Consider the following 16,393-nt stretch of genomic DNA (forward strand, 5'->3'; position numbering starts at 1 on the left):
CCGGTCATGAACATGATAACCAACAACCCTTTTCATCTTCGAAACAAGACCATTCTTATTACTGGCGCATCGAGCGGCATTGGCCGCGAAGTAGCAATCCAGTGCGCACTGGTGGGCGCGCGGCTAGTGATTAGCGGGCGCGACGAAACACGTCTCAATGAAACGCTTTCGGCCCTCTCGGGCAGTGGCCATAGTGCCATATGTGCCGACCTGACAGATCAGGAGCAGTTATACGCTTTAGTTGATCAGGCAGGGGAAGTCGATGGTGTAGTGCATGGCGCAGGCATCGATGGAGTAATACCGATCAGAATGGTCAGCGAGACATTTCTGGACCGGGTATTTTCAGCAAATTTTAACGCCCCTGTCTTGTTAACGCAGCGATTGCTGTACAAGAAAAACATTCGCGACGGGGCTTCCATTCTATTCATGACCTCGATCGCCGCCCACACGGGTACGGTTGGCGTCGGTCCTTATTCAGCTTCCAAGGCGGCCTTGATCGGTTTGATGCGCTGCCTGGCGTTAGAAGTCGCCAAGCGGGGAATCCGGGTCAACTCATTATCGCCAGGGCTGGTCGATACGCCGTTAGTGAATAAAATTCGCGCCTGGCTGGATGAAAAAGACAAGATGTACCCACTCGGTATTGGTCGTCCTGAGGATGTAGCTTATGCCACGGTTTATTTCCTGTCGGACGCAAGCCGCAAGATCACCGGCACCAGTTTCAACCTGGACGGCGGCATCCCGTTTACCTAAGGTCCAGGAATGAGAAACGTCTATATCATTAGTGCGGGCGGCTTTGGCCGCAATACGGCAGTGGTTGCAAAGTCCGATCCGGCACACGGAAAAGAATGGGTAGTCAGAGGATTTCTAGACGGCCGCTCCGATCTCATGCCGGTCCCCGGCCTGCCAGTGGTCGGCGATCCGCTGACTTATCGCTATCAAGCTCCCGATCTCTTCGTTTGTGCACTTGGCAAGCCGGCAATGAAACGCCAGTACTCCACCCCTCTGCGGGAGCAGGGAGCGGAATTCATGAACCTGATGCCGGATCTGCATCTGGCCGACCGCGCCAGCATGGGCATCGGCTGTGTGTTCGAGCGTCATGTATCGATCGGCGCCGATGCGAAGCTTGGCAGCTTCGTGACTGTCTTGTCGAATGCAATCATCGGCTACGATGTTACGGTGGGTTCCTACTCCACAGTCAGCAGCTTCGTCTTTATCGGCGGCGGCGCCCAGATTGGGGAAGACGTTGTAATACATCCGCACGCAACCATTTTGCCCAAGGTCAAGATCGGCGATGGCGCAACTATTGGCGCCGGCAGCGTCGTCATCGGCAATGTACCAGCCGGGATTACCGTTTTTGGCAATCCGGCAAAGCGCTTCAGGTTCAAATAATGCTTTCGGAACTTCAAGCCAGCCACTATATCGACCCTGCTGTTTTCGAACGCGAGCAAACCCATATCTTTAGCAAACTCTGGATATTCGCCGGGCTGCGTACGCTGCTCGCTGAACCGGACGCATTCCTGACACGAACGATTGGGGGAATACCGATCGTGATCCAGAATCTTTCCGGCGTGCTCAAGGCATTTGAAAATCAATGTGCGCACCGCCAGATGCCATTGCAGTTCGAAGAATACGGTCAACGCCGGCTCGCCTGCCGTTACCACGGCTGGACTTACGATGCAGACGGACGCGCCAAGACCATCCCTGATGAACAAACCTTGTACCGTTTTACCTCAGAAGAACGTTCCAGCTTGTGCCTGCGAGAGTTCGCCATAGAGGTAATCGGCAATCTGGTATTCGTTAATGTCCACGAAACCCCGATACCGATCGAACAACAATTTACCAAAGAATTTCGAGAACAACTGGCCGACATTTCCAGCCACTTCTCTTCGCAGGCAATCCACACTTGCGTCCCGGCGCGCTACAACTGGAAACTCAATTTCGAGAATGTACTGGATGCAAACCATGTTGCCTACGTCCACCCGCGCACATTCCGGCCTTTGATAAAGAACGTCGCCGCGCAACCGGCAGAAATCGCATCTGAGACTTCGGTCGACGACAGCGAATTATCCAGTTTGAGCTTTTGCTCCACCATGGCGATGAGCGTTCAGCCATGGCCCTGGCATGCCATGGTCGAGCAATACGGACCAGAGGATACTTATCACAATTATTTTATTTATCCGAATGTGAATTTCATTTCGGTAGGGGGTCTGGTTTTTCTGATACAGCAATTCGATCCGGTCGCCGCCGACCGTACCGAAGTCAGGTTCACATTGATGACCGCCAAAGAAAAACAGCGGATCGCTGCATTGCCCGCCATTTTGTGGGGTCACCTTAAAGGCGAAAAACGCGTCCTGGATGAAGACCTGGTGCTGTTGGAAGCACTTCAGGCTCGACTGCATGCCGGCGGGCGGCCTGCTTGCCACGGTACCTATGAAACACAGCTGCGACGCGTCGCTGACGTGTATCTGCGGTTAATGGGAGATAAAGCTTGAGCGCCGGAGAAAATATGCAGCTGGCCTTGATCGGATGCGGCAGCATTTTTGACGCTGCGCAGGCCGCATGGACCCGTCTCGGAAACAAGCACGGCCTGGACGTGGCCGAGTACGATCTGCTGACTATGCCGCTAACCTCAACCGACACAATTTCTTCCGATGTTACTGCATATCTTGCTGGAATGGACCCAGCCAAGGTACGGGTATTCGCTGCCGTAGACCATAACGCGCTGAACCATGCCCGGCTGGATGCCTATGCCTGCGTCCGGTTGAGAGGATTCAAATGCGCGACGCTGATACATCCAGACGCGATGGTAGAACCTGATGTACAGCTCGGAGAAAACTGCTGGATCGGTGCCGGTGCAATCGTCAGCTCCGGCGTACGCGTCGGCAACAATACCTTCATCGCTGCCGGTACACGTATCGATGCCAACGTGCAGATCGGCAACAATGCATGGATCGGACTTGGCGCAGCGCTCGGCAACCACGCACGCATCGGCATGCACTCCATCGTCGGCGCTGATGTGAAAATCGCGGCCAATGTCACGCTGGGCCGCCATTGCGTGATCGATGTGCCAGGCGCCTATGCGACCTCGCTGCCGGATGGCACATTTATAGATCCGTTGTTCGCGTTCCCTGTGCATATATTTGGCAACACCGTCCGCTCGACCGGATAAAAAGTAAGAAATAAGGAAAGTAAATGCTTTCACGTATGCCCCCGCAAGCTTATATCGACCAAGGCTGGTTCGAGCGCGAGCGCGAATTGTTTTTCAAACCGCTCTGGCAGTTCATCGGCCTCAAAATGATGCTGTCGCAACATAATGCTTTTATCACGCGTACGTTATGCGGGTTGCCGATCGTGGTGCAGAACTTTAACGGCGAGTTGCGCGCCTTTGAAAATCTTTGCGTGCATCGGCAGAATCCGGTGCAAACACTGGCCAACGGCGTGCGGCCACTGGTATGTTCCTATCATGGATGGGGCTACGGTAAGGACGGAGCACCGGATAACATCCCGTTCGAAGCCGAGGCCTTTCGCTACCCTCCGGAAGAGCGTGCCTGCCTGCACTTGCAGCGCTTTGCGCTGGAGACAATTGGCAATCTTGTATTTATCAATCTATCCAGCAATCCCATTCCTATCGGCGAGCAGTTCGGTGCCGACTTCCTTACATCATTACAAGAATGTTCCGACGCTTTCGACGGCGAAGTAATGTTGACGACCTTTAAAATGCAGGCCAATTGGAAGCTCGCTTATGAAAACCTGCGCGACGCCCACCATCCCCGTTATGTGCACGCACGCTCCCTGTACCAAAAGGTGAAATTCGAGGTCAACATTGACGAAGCCGGGCTTGCCGCCTTTAAAAACCTGGAGGAATCGACCGCAAATGACCGCAGCACGACGATGTCCAGATTACGCAGTTTTAGCAACGGCGGCCCGGATACCCCGATGAAAGAAGTGCTGCCGTTTTCCTGGCATGACAATGTCGAACGATATGGCAGCAAAGACTGGTATTACAACTGGCTGGCCTTCCCCAATTTACATATCGCTTCCGGCGGCGGTTACTCTTTCATCATCGAGCACCATATTCCTGTTTCCCCGGACCGCACCGATATGATGGTTCACTACGTGACTGCAAAAAAGAAACGCCGCTATGCCGCCTCGCCCGCTGTGTTACATGCACACATGATGGGAGCGGAACGGGTGTTGCGGGAAGATATCGATGTCATGCAGAACATACAAAAACAGTTGCACCCTGGCGCACCGTCGGCCCGACTCGGTGACTACGAATTCGCAAACGGCAGCATTGAGCGTTGGTATCTCGACGTGATGGAGGGAAAAATTGCGCTCTAAATATGTGATAGGCAGCGGCGCCCTCCTTGACTGGGCCATGGCAGCCTGGCGCGAAGTGGATCCCGGCCTCGATTTAAGGCCGGTCAGGCTAGATCAGGATGCCGCCTATGTATTCGATCTAAGCGTGCTGGACAACCTGGTGGTCGACGGCGCCACCGCCTTTGCCGCATACGACGATCAATTCCTGAATTTCCGCCGCTTCGAGCTGATGGCAAAATTAAAAGAACGCGGCTTCTCGATGCCCGCGCTGGTTTGCCCAGGCGCGCTGGTAGCCAATACGGCCAGCCTCGGGGAGAATGTCATGATTGGCGCAGGCGCCATCGTAGGTCATGATTGCCAGATCGGCTTCAATACCGTGATCGGCAGCGGCGCCAATATCGGCAGCGCTTGCCGAATAGGTAATTCAGCGTGGATTGAAGCAGGCGTGGTAATTGGCCGCGCTGCAAAAATCGGCGCCAACGCCACGCTCGGCTTAGGAGTGATCATTGGCGATGCTATCGAGGTAGGTAAATTTTGTGTGGTCGACGTCGCAGGAAAAATAACGAAAAATATCGCGGCCAAGACTTTTCTGCATGCTTCGTTCGACACATCGATCAATATCGTCGAACTGTGACAATCAATTGCTGCACCATTTTCTCCAGGCCGTGCGATAGGCATCTTCAAGCGGCCGGGTTACCTGCTCGGGAGCCGAAGTGAATAACGGCGCCGCCCGCTCACGCAGCGATTGCCTGATCTCATTCAACTTTGGCAGGTCTTGAGCAACTTCTATCGCCCTCGCCACATATTCATCTTCACTGTATGTACGGAACTCGGGCAAACCCGCCCCTGCAAGAATGGAAACACCGGCACGAGATACCGGCGTATCGCCCGACAAAGCGATCACCGGCACTCCCATGCTCAGAGAATGCAGGGTGGTTGTGCCGCCGTTATACGGAAAAGTATCCAGCGCCAGGTCGATTTGGTGATGTAACTTCAGGTAATTCGCTAAAGACATCTTTGGCTGGATAATCAATCGATCAGCCGCGATATTTTCCTGTGCAAACATGTCGACCAGACGCTGCTTCGCTTGCGGCCCGGTCGCGTTCCCCAGCATAAGCTTGGCATGCGGCAGAGCGTTCAGGATGCGCCCCCAAAGGTGCACAGTTTCCTGGTTGATTTTTGCCAGATTATTGAGGCAACCCAGCGTGAATTGCTTAGATGTCAGGGCGGGCAAAGGGTTGACCGGCGGACAATCGACTGACGGCTGGAATTGCGCCGACGCGGGGATCCGCAATAACGTTTCCGTATGAAATTGTTCGGTGGTCCCTGGCGGATCCATCGACGCGTCGGTAATGCGATAGTCCATGGCCGTCAACCCGGTGGTAGCTTGATAGCCGATCCAGGTCATTTGCACCGGTGCGGGTTTGCGCGCAAAGGTGAGCAGGCGGTTGTAGCCGGTGTGACCGGACAGATCGACCAAAATATCGATCCCGTCAGCGGCGATACGCTCGGCAAGCTGGTCGTCCGACATGCCGGCACAAGACAGCCAATGGTCCATCTTCAGGCTCAGGCGCTTGGTGACGTCATCGTGTATCACATAATTGTAATAAGCGAAGATTTCAAACTGCGACTTGTCGTGCGTATTCAGTACAGGCTCAATGAAAAACGCTACGGAATGATTGCGAAAATCTCCGGACACATAACCGATCTTGAGCCGCTTGTTCGGGTCACGCGTATTCCGATGCCGCGGCCAACGCGATTTCAGCGGCGACTCATACAATTGCGCGAAACGCCGGTGCTCGGCAAACACTTCCGTTTGTGTATATGCGGCGTGGTACTGCATTGCCAACAGCATGCTGGTGAAAGCCGGAACGTAATCGGGCCTGAGGGCGTGTGCGGCCCGATAGCTGGCCACGGCATCTTCGACCTGCCCTCCTGCCTGCAGCGCGTTGCCGAGATTGCTGAGCGCTTCCGCAAACTCCGGTTTAATAGCCAAGGTTTTCTTATAGGAGGCAATCGCCGCATCTTGATTGCCCTCCATGGAATATAAATTTCCCAGGTAGTGATGGATGTCGGGATTCTGCGGGAAAATTGCAGTCCCTTTTCTGAGGAGGTCTTTGGCGGCATCGTGCTGGCCCTGTTCAAACATCAGCAAACACAAGTCACAGTATATCGGCTCAAAATCCGGCTTGACGGCGAGCGCCTTCTTGAAATTATCGATTGCGCCGCTCTTGTCGCCGTTCTCTTTAGCGATTGTCCCCAACATGTAAAGACCATCGACATTTTTCGGGTCAAGCTCTATCGCTTGCGTCAGTATTTCATTCGCCTCATCAAATTTCCGCTGTTCTCTAAGCACATATCCCAGAGCTATATAGGGGGACACATGCGCCGGGTCGATCGCCAACGCCTGCCGGTAGCACATTTCTGCGTTGCGGACATCTCCCTTGCCAAGAAACGAGGTGCCCCGCACCAGATGCGCCGTACGGGCAGCGCCTATGTCCTGCCCGACCGCGGCACCGGCTGGCGGCACCGCGACTGCGGCTTTCTTTTCGGTCGAGGAAAACAGATTTTTAAAGGATTTGAACATGAGCTCGAGGAAAAATCGGAGGGCTGCGAATCTTGAACGTAGTTCTTCAAGAATTGTTATTGATTCAGCGAACGCAATCAGATATGCGATCATTTCTGCCAAATTTGACTTGCGCAAAACCTGTTTGCACAAGCCGCTGCTTGCAACAAATCAAGGATAGGCTAGATCTTCAACATCAGCCAATTGGTTAACTGATCCACATATTCGGAATCATATCCCTTGTCTTTCAATGCCCATTTGAATGCATTGCCGACCTGGGCTTTCTTGTAGGTATTCATCTTGCGGTCGCGCGTGAAGCTGCTTATCTGCTGCATCATGTTATGCAGCATCGCATCATGCTTCTTGCCCATTAACCTGTTATTGCGAGCTGGCCCTTCAAGGGAAAGCCTCTCGATCAGGATTGCAGCAAGCGACTGCCCAAACTGCTTTTCCTCACGTGCATCAAACCAGCTGAACCACATCCATTTTCTCCCGCAAAAATCCGATTAATTGGCTATCCAGCTCACCTGTCTTGCAAGCTCTTTTTGCCCATGGCAAACAAATACGCTATTTTTTCTCTTCTACCGGCTCCACTTGCAGCAACTCCCCTGTTGCCAACGACACTACGCCAGCAGCATACTTGAATCTGCTCTGTACCACTACTGGTACAAACCCGACCGGATTGCGTTGCGCACGGTAATCGGCCTCAAGGCGTGCCAGATTGAATGCAGCGATCTTATTTTGCTCTGCAAAGCCTTGGGCTGTAACAGCCTTCTGGCGCACTGCGTCTTTCATTTGCTGATAAGGCACAAAGTATTTTGGCATGCCAAAAATATCAGCTCCGCCACCGACGGACGACCAAAGGATCGCCTGGCGTTCGTCCTTATTATCGGGCATTTTCGCTCCGACAATCTGCGGCCCTAGCAACGAGCGCAGCGACAATTTGGGCGTCCCGCTCAACTTTGGATCTGTGGTCACTTCGTCCGCCGCCACCACATTGAACTGATCGCCATAAAAAACGACATACAGAGGTCGAACCTCAAAAATCACATGCAAGCCATAGCCCAACGCAGCGAGCTGGATGAAAGCGATCAGCATCAAATCGCGTCGCAATTCACGTCGCGACTTCAGGATATTGAAGATAACCAGGGTCAGCAGCGGCCCCAGCACTACATCGCATCCCAGCAACAATAAAAACAATTCGCGACCATTGGTAAGCAGGAAGTACGGCGAAGGAAACCAGACAAAATAAATCAGGGCAAATATAAATGCGCCGATCAGTGCACTAATTGCTAAGTGTATGGCAAAAGCCTGCAAACGCTTTTTGATTGTTTGCTGCATATACTTCCTTGGAGCAATGAGTTATTTATGAATGCGTATTTCAGTTTGACTATGACTGCATATGGCAAGCAATAGAAAACATTACTTGGATCATTTGAATTTGACGCTGCTATCGGGGAAATTCACGTAGCTGTTCAAATCTTCAACGGCATTCTGCAGGTGCATATTTTGGAGGTACGGTGCCGAGATTCGCGACCAGCAAATGCGCAGATGCAGCGGCCTTGGTTGCCGACGTACATGCCCAGTCAATTGATCCGCTGGCATTGGCCGTCAATGGCAAATTATTAACGTTTGGTGTTAGTAAAATTATATTGGTGGTACTTGACAGAGCGGTGATGCCTGTCGGCGCGTAGTTGTAACTAATCGTGATCACACCTCCGGCACCAATTTGCACGCTCGATACATATTTGGTAGTTGTACCACCATATGTAGTATCTGAATTTTGCGTCGGGACCAAACCGGTAGATTGAAATGCACTAACGACCGCTATCTTTGCATCGTCGGCCAAGACCAGCCCTTCACTAATTTTCGTGCGAACGGTAAAGTCCTGATAAGCAGGTAAAGCAACGGAGGCAAGAATACCAATAATAGCAACAACTATCATTAATTCAATCAATGTAAAACCGAGCTGGTTTCGTCGCCGGAAATTGAAATAATTCATATAATTACCTCGTCTCGCCAATCTAATCATCTAGTAAAAAAGGCGCCGCAGCGCCTTTTTTAACGAATTACCACTTGCAGCCACACTACAAATATTAACGGCACTCTGCAGGTGCGTATTTTGGCAGCAGAGTACCGGCATTAACGCCGCTTGCAAAGCCGTGAGCAGTTGCCGCTGTGTTTGTCGACGAAGCACAAGCCCAATCAATTGTGCCGCTAGTGCCTGCTACCAAAGCGTTTTTATTAACGAAAGGAGTCAATACAAGCGTATTAGCGCCTGACAAAGCTGTAATACCGCCAGCAGCTGTTTGGTATGTAATTGTGATGACACCAGCACCACTGACTTCGATATCGGACACATACTTAGAACCAGAGAACGTATAGCCAGCAGCTGTATTGGTTCCTGGAACAACGCCATTAGATTGGAAAGTCTCGGAAACAGCCAGTTTGACGGTGTCAGCAAGGACCAGACCTTCACTAACCTTAGCGCGAACTGTGTAATCTTGGTAAGCAGGCAAAGCAATCGCTGCCAGAATACCGATAATTGCCACAACGATCATCAATTCGATCAGGGTAAAACCGCGCTGAGCGCGTTGCATCATTTTCATGTGTTTCTCCGGTTGATAAAAAGGGGTTTCACTGCCTATGACTTAGAGCAATGTCTGTGCCAGTGGAAAATCCCGCGATTTCCCGGATTTGCATCTGGAAAAGTGAGGAAATTTGGCAGATTTTCGATGTTGCGCTGACAAATTTTGTCATGAAGAAACTATGAAAATGCCATCTTCACTCTTGCAGCAATTTGTCCTGCCCCAAGTCCTCAACGGCCAGCAATCAACACACTAACAAGATGACAAACCAGTGTTATCGATTCTCGACAGATGGGAAATTGGCGATAGTCTTAAATTACAGATGCGCGAAAGAGATTCGCGGAGGTGAGAAGCCAGACGCGCAGCCGGCGCCTGGCAGAACTGAGGGGGTTAAGCAGTCTTCCAGGAAAACTTCATCAAAGTCCCGGCAATATCAATCACATCCTCATCCTTGAGCGGCCGGGCTCCGGCATTTAATGGCGTGTCATTGACCCGGGTATAAGTCTGCCCTTCGACATGGGTCAGTTCGTAACCATGAGGACGGCGCGTGACAATCGCAACCTGGATGCCAGGACGGCCGATGGTAGTGAGGACCTTGGTCAACAGCATTTCCTTGCCAGCACTAGGCCCATCCAGCACGGTAATGGTCGCATCCGGCCGCGGCACCGGAAACATCTTCGGCCGGTTGTCCTTGATTTCCTCATCCGTATCCACCTGGTACAGCAATTTGTACCTGGCCATCTGGATCACATCGTTATGCTGCAGGAAATGCTTGGTGACCGGATGGCCGTTGACCTGGGTGCCGTTGGTGCTGTTGAGGTCTTCCAGGAACGAATCGTTGTAGATAGTGATGATGACCGCGTGTTCGCCGCTGATGGCAAGGTTATCAATGACCATGTCATTGTGGGCGCGGCGGCCGATGGTGGTGCGCTCTTTGGTGAGCGTCATCTCTTGTATCACGGTGCCGCCTTTGGTCAGGATGATCTTCGCCATTCCTATCTCTCTCGGGAAACGCTATTTGTAAGTTAATTTAAAACCATGCTGCAGATCCGGCCACGTCCGCAGCTACTGGTATTGGCGTTGCTCATACATCGGTCTTGCATACTTCAGCAAACCCCCAGTTTAATGTTGTTTCGGGGCAATGATACTCAAATTTCGGGATTTATATCGCGGGCCCGCATATCGCGCTTGCCTTCAATTTTCACCGGCAATCGCAACACGCTTATTCGTTCTCCGGCACTCTGACCAGGATCACCGACACATTATCCTGTCCACCTGATTGGTTCGCGGCATTGATAAGCATGGTGCATGCCATCTTCAGGTCGCCCTGGGCGTCGCTGACAATATTGAAGATATCATTGTCGCCGATCCGGTCCGACAATCCATCCGAACACAGCAGGTAAAGATCGCCGGGCTGCACCTGGTGCTGGTGGACTTCCACCACCAGCTGGTAATCGATGCCGACGGCGCGCGTGACAATGTTGCGGTTGTTGGCGAATTGCGCATCTTCGGCGCGGATCAGGCCGGCGTCGATCTGTTCCTGCAGCAGGGAGTGGTCGCGCGTGAGCTGTTCCAGCAAACCGTCGCGGATGCGATACGCGCGCGAATCGCCGACATGGGCGATGGCAAGGCTGCCTTGCGGCTCGAACCAGGCCACCACCAGGGTGGTGCCCATGCCGCGGTATTCCGGCTCGCGGCGGGCGGCGTTGATGATGGTGCTGTTGGCCTGGCGCACAGCCTGCATCAGCCACAGGCGCACCGGCAGCTCGTCTTCCGGCTTCTGCAGGCGGCGGTACTCCTGCAGCTGGCTTTCGATTTCTTCCTGGATGGCGACGGTGGCGATGCTGCTGGCGACTTCTCCGGCGTTGTAGCCGCCCATGCCGTCGGCCAGGATCGCCAGCTGCAAGACATCGTCGACCACGACGGTGTCTTCGTTCTGTACTCGCACCATACCAATATCCGTTTTGGCGGCAAACTCAAGCGGCATATGTCGAGACACGATAAAAAGTTATGGCAGATCAGGTGATTGCCTAGTTACAAGTATTTTCCTTGGTTCTGCTGGGGACGGCAAGATAAATTGCAAAGTCGGCGCCGCCCCTGCTCCTGGATGCTACACCCGCAGCCAGACCTTGATTGTGCACGAGAATAAAAAAGGGAGCCGAAGCTCCCTTTTCATGGTCAGGCAGGTAATCGTCTATACGATAAGCACCCGCCCTATTTTGCCTGTCAGGCGGCGATTACAGCATCGCCTTCAGCAGACGCGCCATTTCCGATGGATTCTTGGTCACGGTGATGCCACACGCTTCCATGATGTCCAGCTTGGCTTGCGCAGTATCGGCGCCGCCCGAGATCAGCGCGCCGGCATGGCCCATGCGCTTGCCCGGAGGAGCGGTAACACCGGCGATGAAGCTGACCACTGGCTTCTTCATGTTGTCCTTGATCCAGTAAGCTGCATTGGCTTCGTCCGGACCGCCGATTTCACCGATCATGATGACGGCATCGGTTTCAGGATCGTCGTTGAACATCTTCATGATGTCGATGTGCTTCAAGCCGTTGATCGGATCGCCGCCGATGCCGACTGCCGACGATTGGCCCAGGCCCAGTGCGGTCAGCTGGCCGACTGCTTCATAAGTCAGGGTACCGGAACGCGAAACCACGCCGATACGGCCCTTCTTGTGGATATGGCCCGGCATGATGCCGATCTTGATTTCATCCGGCGTGATCAGGCCCGGGCAGTTTGGTCCGAGCAGCAAGGTCTTGCTGCCGGCTTTTGCCATGCGGTCTTTCAGCGCCAGCATGTCGCGTACCGGGATGCCTTCGGTGATGCAGATGGCCAGGTCGAGCTCGGCTTCAACCGCTTCCCAGATGGCTGCGGCAGCGCCTGCCGGCGGTACGTAGATCACCGAGACGTTGGCGCCGGTGGCGGCCTTGGCTTCGGAAACGTTAGCGAAAATCGGGATGCCTTCGAAGTCTTCGCCGGCTTTTTTCGGGTTCACGCCTGCGACAAAAGCGTTCTTGCCGTTTGCGTAGTCGCGGCAGCCGCGGGTGTGGAATTGGCCGGTCTTGCCGGTAATACCTTGGGTGACGACTTTAGTGTCTTTGTTGATCAGGATCGACATATCTGTTCCTTGTTATTTGTTACTTACCGTTGGCCGCAGCAACAACCTTCTGCGCCGCTTCTTCCATGCTGTCCGCCGCGATGATCGGCAGGCCGGAGTCGGCCAGCATTTTCTTGCCGATTTCTTCGTTGGTGCCCTTCATGCGGACCACCAGCGGCACTTGCAGCGAAACGGCCTTGGATGCAGTGATGACGCCTTCAGCGATCACGTCGCAGCGCATGATGCCGCCGAAGATGTTGACCAGGATGGCTTTCAAGCCTGGGTTCTTCAACATGATCTTGAATGCTTCGGTGACTTTTTCAGCCGTTGCGCCGCCGCCGACGTCGAGGAAGTTGGCTGGTTCGCCGCCGAACAGCTTGATGGTGTCCATGGTCGCCATGGCCAGGCCGGCGCCGTTCACCAGGCAGCCGATATTACCGTCGAGCGAGATGTAAGCCAGGTCGAACTTGGAAGCTTCGATTTCGGCTGGATCTTCTTCGTCCAGGTCGCGGTAAGCGACGATTTCAGGATGGCGGAACAGGGCGTTGGCGTCGAAGTTGAACTTGGCGTCCAGGGCGATGACCTTGCCAGAACCGGTGACGATCAGCGGGTTGATTTCAGCCAGCGAGCAATCGGTATCCCAGTAAGCCTTGTACAGACCTTGCAACTGGACGCGCGCATCGGCGATCGAACCGGCAGGAACGCCGATCAGGGTGCTGATGCTGTCAGCCTCGGCATCGGTCAGGCCGGTAGCCGGATCGATGACGACCTGGTGGATCTTTTCCGGATGGCTGGCTGCGACTTCTTCGATGTCCATGCCGCCTTCGCTGGAAGCCATCAGCACCACGCGCTGGCTGACGCGGTCGGTAACCATGCTGACGTACAGTTCTTGCTTGATGTCAGCGCCTTCTTCGATCAGCAGGCGACGGACTTTCTGGCCTTCCGGGCCGGTCTGGTGTGTCACCAGCTGCATGCCGAGGATCTGGCTGGCGTATTCGCGCACCTGTTCCAGCGACTTGGCAACCTTGACGCCGCCACCCTTGCCGCGACCGCCGGCGTGGATCTGGGCTTTGACGACCCAAACCGAACCGCCGAGGGTTTCAGCTGCCTTGACCGCGTCATCGACGTTCAGGCACGGGATGCCACGCGGTGTTGTCACTCCGAACTGGCGGAGAATTTCTTTACCCTGATACTCATGGATTTTCATGCGAGCTTCCCTTCTGACACTTAATTAAATGAAATTGCTTGGTTGGATAAATGCGATTGCGGCGATTCTACATGCGACGTTTCTAAAACAGATTCGGTGCCGATTCCTGCTGGAGGGCTGATTGCCCACTTCGGATAATATTTGGCGACAACTGCGCCTTCACTGCGTAATGCATGGCAACGATCGAGCTGGGGCGGCTTCTGGTCGGCAGCGCGATTGATCTCGCCGCCGAAAGCCTGCAACGCCGCGGTCGGCAGTATCTGCGCCAGCTCGGTCAGATGCGTACAGCCTAGCGCGCCGCCGATATTCTCTCTCAGAGTGTGGCGGAAGCCCTTGACCAGGCTCAAGCCGATCAATTTCTTGTAATCAGGTTCGATGGTATTGCAATGGCCGCGATACGGCACCGCTTCGGAATCCGCCTCGGCGTCGACAATGACGAACTGGCGATCGAGCGTCAGCCGCAGCCACAGGCTGTGCAGCGGTTGGCCTGCCGGCAAATTGCCGGATGGCAAAGAAAGATCGAAGGGTTTGGTATCGGTAACATGCGCATCGATTTCCCACAGGCCGTCGTCACGTACGAACGCGTCGATGTGAATCGCGCGGGTGTGCTTTAACGCTCGGCGGGAAATGGAAGGTGTCAGAGACATAATGGTGGACTGATTTGCGTGTCGTTACCACAGTTTCTATGGTAACTGCCGCTCCTGCGGTTTGCAAAAAACCCCAAAAGTGTAGCACAGCTTACGCACCTTAGCGATTTAGATCGACAATTGCAAAACAGCCATCGAAAGCCCCCGGGACGGGGGTCATCGCTAAAAATGGGAGTGAAAACGATGGTTTGGAGACCGCAGTTTTCCCAGGTTCCGGGCAATCAAGGTTGCCTGCTTTCCTGCCTCAATAATCCTCATCGTCATCGCCGCCCTTCACCGCGGCCTGGATTGCGCGATGAGAAAACCCGCGTTGCAGCAGGAACCGCATTTGCTTGGCGCGCTCGGCGGCATCGGCCGCCGGCTGGTTGAATTTCTTGCGCCAGACTTCGCGCGCGCGGGCGACTTCGCCGCTGGCCAGGCCGGCCTTGATATCCACCAGCGCTTCGGCATCAATGCCGTGGCTTTGCAGCTCCGAAAGAATGCGGCTGTTGCCGAAACGGTGGGCGCGGCGGTGGATCAGCGATTCGGAAAAACGCGCCTGGGACAGCAGTTTTGCGGCTTCCAGCGTATCCAGCAAGGCTTCGATATCGTCGCCTTCCTGCGCATAACGCGCCAGCTTGCGCGCCAGCTCCAAGCGGCTGTGTTCGCGCGCCGACAGATAGCGCAGCGCCCTGGCCTTGAGGCTGATCTGCAGTTTTGCCATGGCAGCTTCCTGTAATCCGAATACATGTCTGAAACAAAAACGCCTTTCAACAATCCGTTTGGCGGATATGTATGAAAGGCGTTTGCCGAACCGGGCCGGCTTATATCGCTATGCAGCGAGAGCTATCAGACCGGCTCTTCTGCCTTGGCAGCAGCCTTGCTTGCCTTGGCTGCGGCTTTTTCGGCTGCCTTGTCGCTACTGTCCGACTTGATCTCGCCCAGCAGCGGCACGCCCAGCGAAGCACGCACCTTGTTCTCGATCTCACGCGCCAGCTCTGGCCGTTCTTTCAGGTAGGTACGGGCATTGTCCTTGCCTTGGCCGATGCGTTCGCCGTTGTAGCTGTACCAGGCGCCCGACTTCTCGACGATCTTGGCGTCGGAGCCGAGATCGAGGATTTCACCTTCGCGCGATGTGCCTTCGCCATACAGGATATCGAAATGCGCTTCCTTGAACGGCGGCGCGATCTTGTTCTTGACGACCTTGACCTTGGTTTCGTTGCCGATCACTTCATCGCCCGACTTGATCGAGCCGGTGCGGCGGATGTCCAGGCGCACCGAAGCGTAGAACTTCAAAGCGTTGCCGCCGGTGGTGGTTTCAGGATTGCCGAACATGACGCCGATCTTCATGCGTATCTGGTTGATGAAGATCACCAGCGTGTTGGTGCGGTTGATGCTGCCGGTCAGCTTGCGCAGCGCTTGCGACATCAGGCGCGCTTGCAGGCCGGGCAGGGAATCGCCCATGTCGCCTTCGATTTCAGCGCGCGGCGTCAGTGCAGCCACCGAGTCGACCACGATCAGGTCGACGCCGCCCGAGCGCACCAGCGCGTCGGTGATTTCCAGCGCCTGCTCACCGGTGTCCGGCTGCGAGATCAGCAGCTCGGACAGGTTGATGCCCAGCTTCTGCGCATAACCGACGTCCAGCGCATGTTCCGCATCGATGAATGCGCAGGTGCCGCCCAGCTTTTGCATTTCGGCGATGGTCTGCAGCGTCAGTGTGGTTTTACCGGACGATTCCGGACCGTATATCTCGACCACCCGGCCGCGCGGCAAACCGCCGACGCCCAGCGCGATATCCAGGCCGAGCGAACCGGTCGAGACAACCTGCACTTCTTCGACCACGGCGCCGTCTTCCATGCGCATGACCGAACCTTTGCCGAACTGTTTCTCGATCTGCGCCAAGGCCGCGGCAAGGGCCTTGCTTTTATCCGGATTGGGTGCGGATTTTTTATCGTCCATGGTTGTTCTTTCGGCAAAAATGGTGAGTA

Annotated in this window: 17 protein-coding genes and 1 pseudogene; 6 read left to right on the forward strand and 12 right to left on the reverse strand. The window is 54.5% G+C overall.

The window, feature by feature from the left end:
• Positions 1 to 6: 6 nt before the first annotated feature.
• Genes V8G57_RS14095 through V8G57_RS14120 form a run of 6 tightly spaced genes read left to right on the forward strand, consistent with a single transcriptional unit; the run spans position 7 to position 4,954 of the window.
• The gene (locus V8G57_RS14095) at positions 7 to 750 is read left to right on the forward strand and encodes an SDR family NAD(P)-dependent oxidoreductase (RefSeq protein ID WP_342829936.1); all 744 of its coding nucleotides are present in this window, start codon (positions 7 to 9) and stop codon (positions 748 to 750) included.
• 9 nt (positions 751 to 759) lie between these two features.
• The gene (locus V8G57_RS14100) at positions 760 to 1,389 is read left to right on the forward strand and encodes an LbetaH domain-containing protein (RefSeq protein ID WP_342829937.1); all 630 of its coding nucleotides are present in this window, start codon (positions 760 to 762) and stop codon (positions 1,387 to 1,389) included.
• Positions 1,389 to 2,492: an aromatic ring-hydroxylating oxygenase subunit alpha gene (locus tag V8G57_RS14105; RefSeq protein WP_342829938.1), complete on the forward strand. Its 1,104-nt coding sequence runs from the start codon at positions 1,389 to 1,391 to the stop codon at positions 2,490 to 2,492. Before V8G57_RS14100 ends, V8G57_RS14105 begins: the two co-directional genes overlap by 1 nt.
• Positions 2,489 to 3,169 carry a DapH/DapD/GlmU-related protein gene (locus V8G57_RS14110; RefSeq protein ID WP_342829940.1) on the forward strand — a complete coding sequence of 227 codons (681 nt, stop codon included), beginning with the start codon at positions 2,489 to 2,491 and terminating at the stop codon, positions 3,167 to 3,169. The genes V8G57_RS14105 and V8G57_RS14110 overlap by 4 nt, the downstream gene beginning before the upstream one ends.
• 23 nt (positions 3,170 to 3,192) lie before the next feature.
• The gene (locus V8G57_RS14115; protein WP_342829942.1) at positions 3,193 to 4,341 is read left to right on the forward strand and encodes an aromatic ring-hydroxylating oxygenase subunit alpha; all 1,149 of its coding nucleotides are present in this window, start codon (positions 3,193 to 3,195) and stop codon (positions 4,339 to 4,341) included.
• Positions 4,331 to 4,954, forward strand: a complete 624-nt coding sequence (locus V8G57_RS14120) for an LbetaH domain-containing protein (RefSeq protein WP_342829944.1) — start codon at positions 4,331 to 4,333, stop codon at positions 4,952 to 4,954. The genes V8G57_RS14115 and V8G57_RS14120 overlap by 11 nt, the downstream gene beginning before the upstream one ends.
• A gap of 3 nt (positions 4,955 to 4,957) precedes the next feature.
• Here the strand turns inward: V8G57_RS14120 and V8G57_RS14125 are convergent, their stop codons facing one another.
• The 12 genes and pseudogenes from V8G57_RS14125 to recA all read right to left on the reverse strand — a co-directional run bounded on the left by V8G57_RS14125 (position 4,958) and on the right by recA (position 16,364).
• Positions 4,958 to 7,000: an O-linked N-acetylglucosamine transferase, SPINDLY family protein gene (locus V8G57_RS14125; protein WP_342830060.1), complete on the reverse strand. Its 2,043-nt coding sequence runs from the start codon at positions 6,998 to 7,000 to the stop codon at positions 4,958 to 4,960.
• 68 nt (positions 7,001 to 7,068) lie between these two features.
• A complete protein-coding gene (locus V8G57_RS14130; protein WP_342829946.1) occupies positions 7,069 to 7,368 on the reverse strand; it encodes a hypothetical protein in 300 nt (99 codons plus the stop codon).
• A gap of 85 nt (positions 7,369 to 7,453) precedes the next feature.
• Positions 7,454 to 8,227 carry a TfpX/TfpZ family type IV pilin accessory protein gene (gene tfpZ, locus V8G57_RS14135; protein WP_342829947.1) on the reverse strand — a complete coding sequence of 258 codons (774 nt, stop codon included), beginning with the start codon at positions 8,225 to 8,227 and terminating at the stop codon, positions 7,454 to 7,456.
• 142 nt (positions 8,228 to 8,369) lie between these two features.
• A complete protein-coding gene (locus tag V8G57_RS14140; protein ID WP_342829948.1) occupies positions 8,370 to 8,888 on the reverse strand; it encodes a pilin in 519 nt (172 codons plus the stop codon).
• Positions 8,889 to 8,982: 94 nt separating this feature from the next.
• On the reverse strand, positions 8,983 to 9,489 hold the full coding sequence (locus V8G57_RS14145; RefSeq protein WP_425458280.1) for a pilin: 507 nt from the start codon (positions 9,487 to 9,489) through the stop codon (positions 8,983 to 8,985).
• A 375-nt stretch (positions 9,490 to 9,864) separates the two neighbouring features.
• Positions 9,865 to 10,467 (reverse strand): FHA domain-containing protein, encoded by a 603-nt coding sequence (locus V8G57_RS14150; protein ID WP_342829950.1) that lies wholly within the window; start codon positions 10,465 to 10,467, stop codon positions 9,865 to 9,867.
• 229 nt (positions 10,468 to 10,696) lie between these two features.
• A complete protein-coding gene (locus tag V8G57_RS14155; protein WP_342830061.1) occupies positions 10,697 to 11,461 on the reverse strand; it encodes a Stp1/IreP family PP2C-type Ser/Thr phosphatase in 765 nt (254 codons plus the stop codon).
• A 250-nt stretch (positions 11,462 to 11,711) separates the two neighbouring features.
• On the reverse strand, positions 11,712 to 12,593 hold the full coding sequence (gene sucD / locus V8G57_RS14160) for a succinate--CoA ligase subunit alpha (RefSeq protein ID WP_092355167.1): 882 nt from the start codon (positions 12,591 to 12,593) through the stop codon (positions 11,712 to 11,714).
• A gap of 19 nt (positions 12,594 to 12,612) precedes the next feature.
• A pseudogene (sucC, locus tag V8G57_RS14165) lies at positions 12,613 to 13,785 on the reverse strand (ADP-forming succinate--CoA ligase subunit beta); the annotation flags it as partial.
• 14 nt (positions 13,786 to 13,799) lie between these two features.
• Positions 13,800 to 14,426, reverse strand: a complete 627-nt coding sequence (locus tag V8G57_RS14170) for a DUF2889 domain-containing protein (RefSeq protein ID WP_342829951.1) — start codon at positions 14,424 to 14,426, stop codon at positions 13,800 to 13,802.
• Positions 14,427 to 14,670: 244 nt separating this feature from the next.
• The gene (gene recX, locus V8G57_RS14175; RefSeq protein ID WP_144739311.1) at positions 14,671 to 15,129 is read right to left on the reverse strand and encodes a recombination regulator RecX; all 459 of its coding nucleotides are present in this window, start codon (positions 15,127 to 15,129) and stop codon (positions 14,671 to 14,673) included.
• A gap of 125 nt (positions 15,130 to 15,254) precedes the next feature.
• Complete coding sequence (recA, locus tag V8G57_RS14180; RefSeq protein ID WP_092400709.1) at positions 15,255 to 16,364, reverse strand: recombinase RecA; 1,110 nt, start codon at positions 16,362 to 16,364, stop codon at positions 15,255 to 15,257.
• Positions 16,365 to 16,393: the final 29 nt, after the last annotated feature.

It is taken from the genome of Collimonas rhizosphaerae, assembly GCF_038896935.1.
GTDB lineage: Bacteria > Pseudomonadota > Gammaproteobacteria > Burkholderiales > Burkholderiaceae_D > Collimonas > Collimonas rhizosphaerae.

Coding starts and splice junctions, on each gene's coding strand:
- V8G57_RS14095 (WP_342829936.1), top strand. CDS start 7: ATGAACATGATAACCAACAACCCTTTTCATCTTCGAAACAAGACCATT.
- V8G57_RS14100 (WP_342829937.1), top strand. CDS start 760: ATGAGAAACGTCTATATCATTAGTGCGGGCGGCTTTGGCCGCAATACG.
- V8G57_RS14105 (WP_342829938.1), top strand. CDS start 1,389: ATGCTTTCGGAACTTCAAGCCAGCCACTATATCGACCCTGCTGTTTTC.
- V8G57_RS14115 (WP_342829942.1), top strand. CDS start 3,193: ATGCTTTCACGTATGCCCCCGCAAGCTTATATCGACCAAGGCTGGTTC.
- V8G57_RS14125 (WP_342830060.1), bottom strand. CDS start 7,000: ATGATCGCATATCTGATTGCGTTCGCTGAATCAATAACAATTCTTGAA.
- V8G57_RS14130 (WP_342829946.1), bottom strand. CDS start 7,368: ATGTGGTTCAGCTGGTTTGATGCACGTGAGGAAAAGCAGTTTGGGCAG.
- tfpZ (WP_342829947.1), bottom strand. CDS start 8,227: ATGCAGCAAACAATCAAAAAGCGTTTGCAGGCTTTTGCCATACACTTA.
- V8G57_RS14140 (WP_342829948.1), bottom strand. CDS start 8,888: ATGAATTATTTCAATTTCCGGCGACGAAACCAGCTCGGTTTTACATTG.
- V8G57_RS14145 (WP_425458280.1), bottom strand. CDS start 9,489: ATGATGCAACGCGCTCAGCGCGGTTTTACCCTGATCGAATTGATGATC.
- V8G57_RS14150 (WP_342829950.1), bottom strand. CDS start 10,467: ATGGCGAAGATCATCCTGACCAAAGGCGGCACCGTGATACAAGAGATG.
- V8G57_RS14155 (WP_342830061.1), bottom strand. CDS start 11,461: ATGCCGCTTGAGTTTGCCGCCAAAACGGATATTGGTATGGTGCGAGTA.
- sucD (WP_092355167.1), bottom strand. CDS start 12,593: ATGTCGATCCTGATCAACAAAGACACTAAAGTCGTCACCCAAGGTATT.
- V8G57_RS14170 (WP_342829951.1), bottom strand. CDS start 14,426: ATGTCTCTGACACCTTCCATTTCCCGCCGAGCGTTAAAGCACACCCGC.
- recX (WP_144739311.1), bottom strand. CDS start 15,129: ATGGCAAAACTGCAGATCAGCCTCAAGGCCAGGGCGCTGCGCTATCTG.
- recA (WP_092400709.1), bottom strand. CDS start 16,364: ATGGACGATAAAAAATCCGCACCCAATCCGGATAAAAGCAAGGCCCTT.